This is a genomic window from Actinoplanes sp. NPDC026623 (assembly GCF_040638275.1).
Classification (GTDB): domain Bacteria; phylum Actinomycetota; class Actinomycetes; order Mycobacteriales; family Micromonosporaceae; genus Actinoplanes.
The window spans coordinates 1-5,592 of record NZ_JBEZXZ010000334.1; the positions used below are offsets into that span (position 1 = coordinate 1).

General features: G+C 71.9%; 5 protein-coding genes. 3 read left to right on the forward strand and 2 right to left on the reverse strand.

What is annotated here, in order from left to right:
* Nucleotides 1–199: 199 nt before the first annotated feature.
* Both AB0F10_RS43845 and AB0F10_RS43850 read right to left on the reverse strand, forming a co-directional pair.
* Nucleotides 200–1,879 (reverse strand): discoidin domain-containing protein, encoded by a 1,680-nt coding sequence (locus AB0F10_RS43845; RefSeq protein WP_360640126.1) that lies wholly within the window; start codon nucleotides 1,877–1,879, stop codon nucleotides 200–202.
* Nucleotides 1,880–1,987: 108 nt separating this feature from the next.
* A complete protein-coding gene (locus tag AB0F10_RS43850) occupies nucleotides 1,988–3,418 on the reverse strand; it encodes a DHA2 family efflux MFS transporter permease subunit (RefSeq protein ID WP_360640129.1) in 1,431 nt (476 codons plus the stop codon).
* An 88-nt stretch (nucleotides 3,419–3,506) separates the two neighbouring features.
* Here AB0F10_RS43850 and AB0F10_RS43855 point away from each other — a divergent pair, with 88 nt between their 5' ends.
* From AB0F10_RS43855 to AB0F10_RS43865, 3 genes are all read left to right on the forward strand, one after another.
* Nucleotides 3,507–4,082: a TetR/AcrR family transcriptional regulator gene (locus AB0F10_RS43855; RefSeq protein WP_360640132.1), complete on the forward strand. Its 576-nt coding sequence runs from the start codon at nucleotides 3,507–3,509 to the stop codon at nucleotides 4,080–4,082.
* A gap of 72 nt (nucleotides 4,083–4,154) precedes the next feature.
* The gene (locus AB0F10_RS43860; protein WP_360640135.1) at nucleotides 4,155–4,673 is read left to right on the forward strand and encodes a SigE family RNA polymerase sigma factor; all 519 of its coding nucleotides are present in this window, start codon (nucleotides 4,155–4,157) and stop codon (nucleotides 4,671–4,673) included.
* Complete coding sequence (locus AB0F10_RS43865) at nucleotides 4,670–5,479, forward strand: hypothetical protein (RefSeq protein ID WP_360640138.1); 810 nt, start codon at nucleotides 4,670–4,672, stop codon at nucleotides 5,477–5,479. The genes AB0F10_RS43860 and AB0F10_RS43865 overlap by 4 nt, the downstream gene beginning before the upstream one ends.
* Nucleotides 5,480–5,592 lie beyond the last annotated feature (113 nt).

Here is a 5,592-nt window from a genome sequence, read left to right on the forward strand (position 1 = left end):
CCGGGCCCCCGCCCCCGCGCCCCCCCCCGCCCGGCTCCCGATCGATGTCGTGGTGCTCCCGCCCGATCCGAGCGGCGGGCCGGCGCCGGAGGACACCGTCCCGCTCTGTGCTGGGTGGCGGCGGGCCGGCGCCGGAGGACACCGGCCCGCCATCCCGAGGCCCCTGTGGCTGGGGATGGAAGCCGCAGAGGCCGAGTCGTCACCCCGGGTACACCTCGAGGGAGGAGGCCTGGCCGGCCGGCCAGCCGGTGTTCGCCGTGACCGTCACCCGCAGGTAGCGGGTCGCCGTCGCGGCGAAGGTCACCGTGGCCTGGTTGCCGGTCGCCGGGTCGAAGGTGCGACCGGCGGCGCCGGCGAGGGTCGTGAACGCGCCGCCGTCCGTGCTGCCCTGGATCTGCATCGTCTGGGTGCGCGCCTCCCAGCCCGGCGGCAGTCTGAGCACCACTCGCGCGACCGTGGTGGCCGCGCCGAGATCGACCTGCAGCCACTGCGGGAACGCGCGGTTGGCGCTCTCCCAGTACGACCCGGGGTTGCCGTCGACGGCGTTGCCCGAGCCGTACACCTGGGTGTGGCTGCTCTCGGCCGTCGGGCGGCCCGCGGCCAGGTCGCGGGCGGGATCCGGGCCGGGGCCGGGGTCGCCGTTCACGATCGGCGGGGTCGGCCGGGTGGCGGTGAGCGCCAGCTGGCCCTTGAGCATCCGGCCGCCGTCGGCGGTGATGCGCAGGTAGTAGTCGGCGGAGCAGACGGTGCCGTCCTCGTCCAGCGCCCGGATGCCGCTGCCGGCCGGCACGAGCGCGGCCGTCGGCGCGGTCTTGGCGATCTGGTTGCCCTCGTTGAACTCGTCGAACATGGACACGTAGAGGCCCTGGGAGCCGAGCCGGATCATGTTGTAGAGGCTGCGCCAGTAGTAGTCGCCGTGCCGGCGGTGCCCGGACGACAGGTCGCCGGGCAGCACGCACGGCTGGTAGTCGATGCCGTGCGCCTGGCAGTCCGCATAGTCGCCGACGTTGACGTTCGCGTAGTAGGAGTCCAGGTCCGCCGGGCTCGCGGCGCGGCCCACCATCCACGGCGAGATCATGTCGAAGGCGTGGTAGACGTCGCCGAATCCGGGCCGGGAGTCGTTGATGCCCTGCCGCCACCAGGTCGGCACGCCGCCGATCACGTAGCAGCCGCGCGCCTTGAACCAGGCGATCACCTCGAGGCACGGTCCGGGCGCGAAGGGGCGGCCCGGGTCGTCGAAGCCGAAGCCCCAGATGCACACGACCGGCCGGCCGTTCTGCCTCGCGTACGCGGGGGAGGCCGTGTGCGCGGACATCCTGGTGTCCCAGTCCGTCTTGAGCTCGGACTGCATGTTCGTCCAGCCCGTGACGTCGTACATGATGTAGAACTTGCGGCCGGTGGCCTCGGCCGCGGCACGGACCTTGACCGCCATGGCGTCGCGGGTCGGTCCCTCGTCGCCGAACGGATTGAAGCGCTGCAGGGCCGCCGTGTCGATGCCGTGCTCGCGCATCCACCGCAGGTGGGTGTCGACGGTCTGCTGGTCGTAGGAGGAGAAGAGCCGCGCGGGCTGCCCGTTGCCGAGGTTCGGGTACGCGGTCGGGTAGCCGTGTGCGAGCTCGGTCAGGTCCGGCCAGGACACGATCGTGGTGTTGGCGGGCGACGGCGGCTGGAACCGGTCGCGGCTCCAGTGCCACCAGCCGCCGATCGGGGCGCCGTCGCCGGGGCAGGCGAACCAGCCCTGGTAGCCGACGCTGATCTTGCCGACGACGTCGCCGGGCGGGGAGGCCGCGGCGGCCGGTCCGGCGAGCACGGCGGGGATCGAGGCCGCGGCGGTGCCGGCGGCGGCCGCGGACAGAAGGGTACGGCGGGAGACGGGCACGGCGACGCTCCTCTGATCCGAACTCGGGGGAGTGGGGATGACGGATCGACGGTCATCGTGGCAGCGCCCGACACATTCACGCAATAGTTGAACCAAACTATGAAACATTCACGACTTGTCCGCGAAAGAAGACGGGGTGGTGCGGGGTAGCCAGACGGCCACGCAGGCGCCGGCCGCGATGACGCAGGCGCCGACCACGACCGCCGGAACCAGGCCGTCCACGAACGACTGGCGGGTGGTGTAGTCGCCGTACGAGCTGAAGACGGAGGCCAGGACCGCGACCCCGACGGCCACGCCGAGCTCGCGGATGGTGTTGTTGACCCCCGAGGCCACGCCGCGCTCCGAGGCCGTGACGCTGGCCAGGGCCATCGTGCTGATCGGCGCGAAGGTCAGGCCCATGCCGACGCCGGCCAGGACGAACGCGACGACGAGCCGGCCGTAGCCGACGTCGGCCGTGGTGGCGAGGGCGATCCACAGCACGCCGGCCGTCAGCAGCACCTGGCCCGCGACGATCAGGTTCCGCATGCCGAGGCGGTCCGCGAAGATGCCGGCCAGCGGCGCGACGACCATCGGGGCCATCGTCCACGGCAGCGTGCGCACGCCCGCGTCCAGCGGGCTCAGCCCCTGCACCACCTGGAAGAACTGGGCGAGCAGGAAGACCGAGCCGAAGGTGCCGGCGGAGAAGGTCAGCGTCACGATGCTGACCAGCCCGAAGCCGCGCGAGCGGAACAGCGACAGCGGCAGCATCGGTGCGGGGTTGCGGTGCTGCCAGCCGATGAACGCCGCCAGCAGGGTGGCGCCGCCGATCAGCATGCCGAGCACCCGGGCCGACGACCAGCCGTGGTCCGGGCCGTCCACCACGCCCCAGACGAGCAGCAGCATGCCGCTCGCGGAGAGCAGCAGGCCGAGCGGGTCGAGCCGGACCGCACCGCCGCGCGACTCGCGCAGCACCACCGCTGCCAGGATCACGGCGACCACGCCGACGGGGACGTTCAGCCAGAAGATCCACGACCAGTGCAGCCCCTCGACCACCGCGCCGCCGACGACCGGGCCGACCGCGACGCCGAGGCCGCTGATGCCGCCCAGGATGCCCACCGACGCGTTGCGCAGCCGGTCCGGGACGGCCTGGGCCAGCAGGGTCAGCGACAGCGGCGCCACGGCCGCGCCGGCCAGGCCCTGCACCGCCCGGGCCGCAGTCAGCATCCACGGCTCGGTGCTCAGCGCGGCGGCCGCCGACGCGAGCGTGAACAGGGTGATGCCGGCCAGGAACACCCGGCGCCGGCCGAGCCGGTCGCCGAGCGCGGCGGCGGTGAGCAGGAAGGCGGCGAAGGGCAGCGTGTACGCGTTCACGAACCACTGCAGGTCGGCCAGGGAGGCGCCCAGGTCGGTGCGGATCACCGGCAGGGCCGTCGTCACCACGAGGTTGTCCAGCGTGACCATGAACATCGGGATGCCGACGGCGGCGAGCACCGCGGCGAGGGGGCGGGGACCGCGAACCTCCGCCGTCTCGGCGGGTCGATCGGGCGCGAGCGTGCTCATCGGGGCTCCTAGTTGTTATTCACTGATAACTAGGCCCAACGTAGTTATCGGCTGATAACCTGTCAACGCCGAATCCGAAGGAGCCACCGTGACCAGGACCCGCCTGACCGCCGAGGAACGCCACGATCAGCTGATCGGCGCGGCCCTGACGGCCTTCACCACCGGCGGCTACGCCGGCACGACCACCGATCAGGTGGCGCGCCTGGCCGGCGTCTCCCAGCCGTACGTGATCAGGCTCTTCGGCACCAAGCAGCAGCTGTTCATCGCGACCGTCGAGCACGCGTCCCACCGCATCGAGCAGCGCTTCCGGGCGGCCGCCGAGGTCCAGGCGGACCTCGCCACCCTCGGCGCGGCCTACGACGACCTGCTCGCCGAGCGCGAGCTGATCACCGTGATGCTGCACGGCTTCGCGGCCGGCGCCGACCCGGCCATCGGCCCGGTGGTCCGGGCCTGCTTCGGGCGGCTCTACGAGACCGTGCGCGAGCTGACCGGCGCCGACCCGCAGGAGGCCCGCGACTTCTTCGCCGAGGGCATGCTGCTGACCGTGCTCGGCGCGATGAACGTCATCGGCCGCGACGCGGTGGCGCCCGAACGGTGGATGACCGACCTGGTGGGCAGCCTCGATCTGCCGGAGGCGATGCGGGGGGCGGAGGGGCCCGGGTAGGACCGTGTGATGCCGGCAGAAAACTTTGGATCATGAGTGCACAACCAGCGGCGGGGATGCGTTCTAGTGGATGTGACCTTCGAGCAATTCGCGGTGGCCCGGCTTCCCAGTCTCCTGCGCTACGCGGTCGTCCTCACCGGCGACCGCGACCTGGCACAGGACGTCGTCCAGGAGGTGCTGGCAAGAGCACAGGTCAAATGGCGGCGGATCGACGCGGCGGACTCTCCCGAGGCCTACGTGCGCAGGATGGTGCTGAACGAGTACCTCTCCTGGCGGCGTAGCTGGGCGGCCCGCAACGTCCACGCCGTCGGTGAACGGCTCGTCGACATGGACGACGCCCGGGGCGGGGTGCGCGACCACGCCCACGACGTCGTCGAGGCCGACGAGCTCTGGAACCGGCTCTCCACGCTCGGGCGCAAGCAGCGGGCGGTGCTCGTGCTGCGCTACTACGAGCAGCTCGAGGACGACGCGATCGCCGATCTGATCGGCTGTTCGCCGGCGACGGTGCGCAGCCACGCCTCGAGGGCACTCAAGAATCTCCGGCTCACGTCGGAGCAGCAGACCAGGATTCATGCCGAGGAGATGTCGTGACGGAACACGGAGACCAGCTCCGCAGGGCCTTCGAAACCCATGAGAACGAGGGCCCGGATCCGGCCGAGGTGTACGCCCGGGTCCAGCAGCTGGCCCGCGGGTACCAGTGGCGCCGGCGTGGCGTGCAGGCCGCCGGCGGGGTGGTGCTCGGCGCCGGCCTGATCGCCGGCGTGATGAACATTTCCGCGGTGCTGCCCGCGGGCCCGAACGACAACGCCGCCGTGCAGGCGGGCGGCCCGGCTGCCCCCGCGAGCCCGGTCGTCTCCGTGGCGCCGTCGGCGCGGGTGCAGATCGACCCGAACCAGGACGAGTTCGACGCCTACTTCGGCGCCGGTTACGGCTACGACGAGGCGGTGAAGCTCGCGAAGATCTGGAAGAAGTCGCAGAACGACCTGGGCACCGTCAAGGCGGAGGCCGGCAAGCGGCTGCTGGCGGGCGAGACGCTCCCGGTGAAGCCCGACCCGGACCGGGCCCGGATCGACGCCTACTTCGGCGCCGGTTACGGCTACGACGAGGCGGTGAAGCTCGCCAAGCTGTGGAAGATGCCGAAGGGCGACATCCACGCCGTCAAGGCGGAGGCCGGCAAGCGGCTGCTGGCCGGCCAGACGCTCCCGGTGAAGCCGCCCAAGGAGCACGTGCAGGATGCACAGGAGACGGCCCAGCTCGACGCCTACTTCGCCGCCGACTACGACTACAACGACGCGGTGAAGCTCGCCAAGCTGTGGAAGCTGAAGGACCCGTACGCGGCGAAGGTCGCGGGCGGCAAGAAGCTGCTGGCCGGCGAGACCCTGCCGATCCGTCCGTGACCGCACGGCTGCACCGGCGTACGGGGTTCGAGATCGAGCTGATGGCCCCGCCAGGCCGCAGCAGGCTCGATCTGGCCCGGGACCTGGCCGCCCGCTGCGGCGGCCAGGTCCGG

Excerpts from the sequence above, each read along its gene's own strand:
- AB0F10_RS43850 (WP_360640129.1), bottom strand. The coding sequence starts at position 3,418 with ATGAGCACGCTCGCGCCCGATCGACCCGCCGAGACGGCGGAGGTTCGC.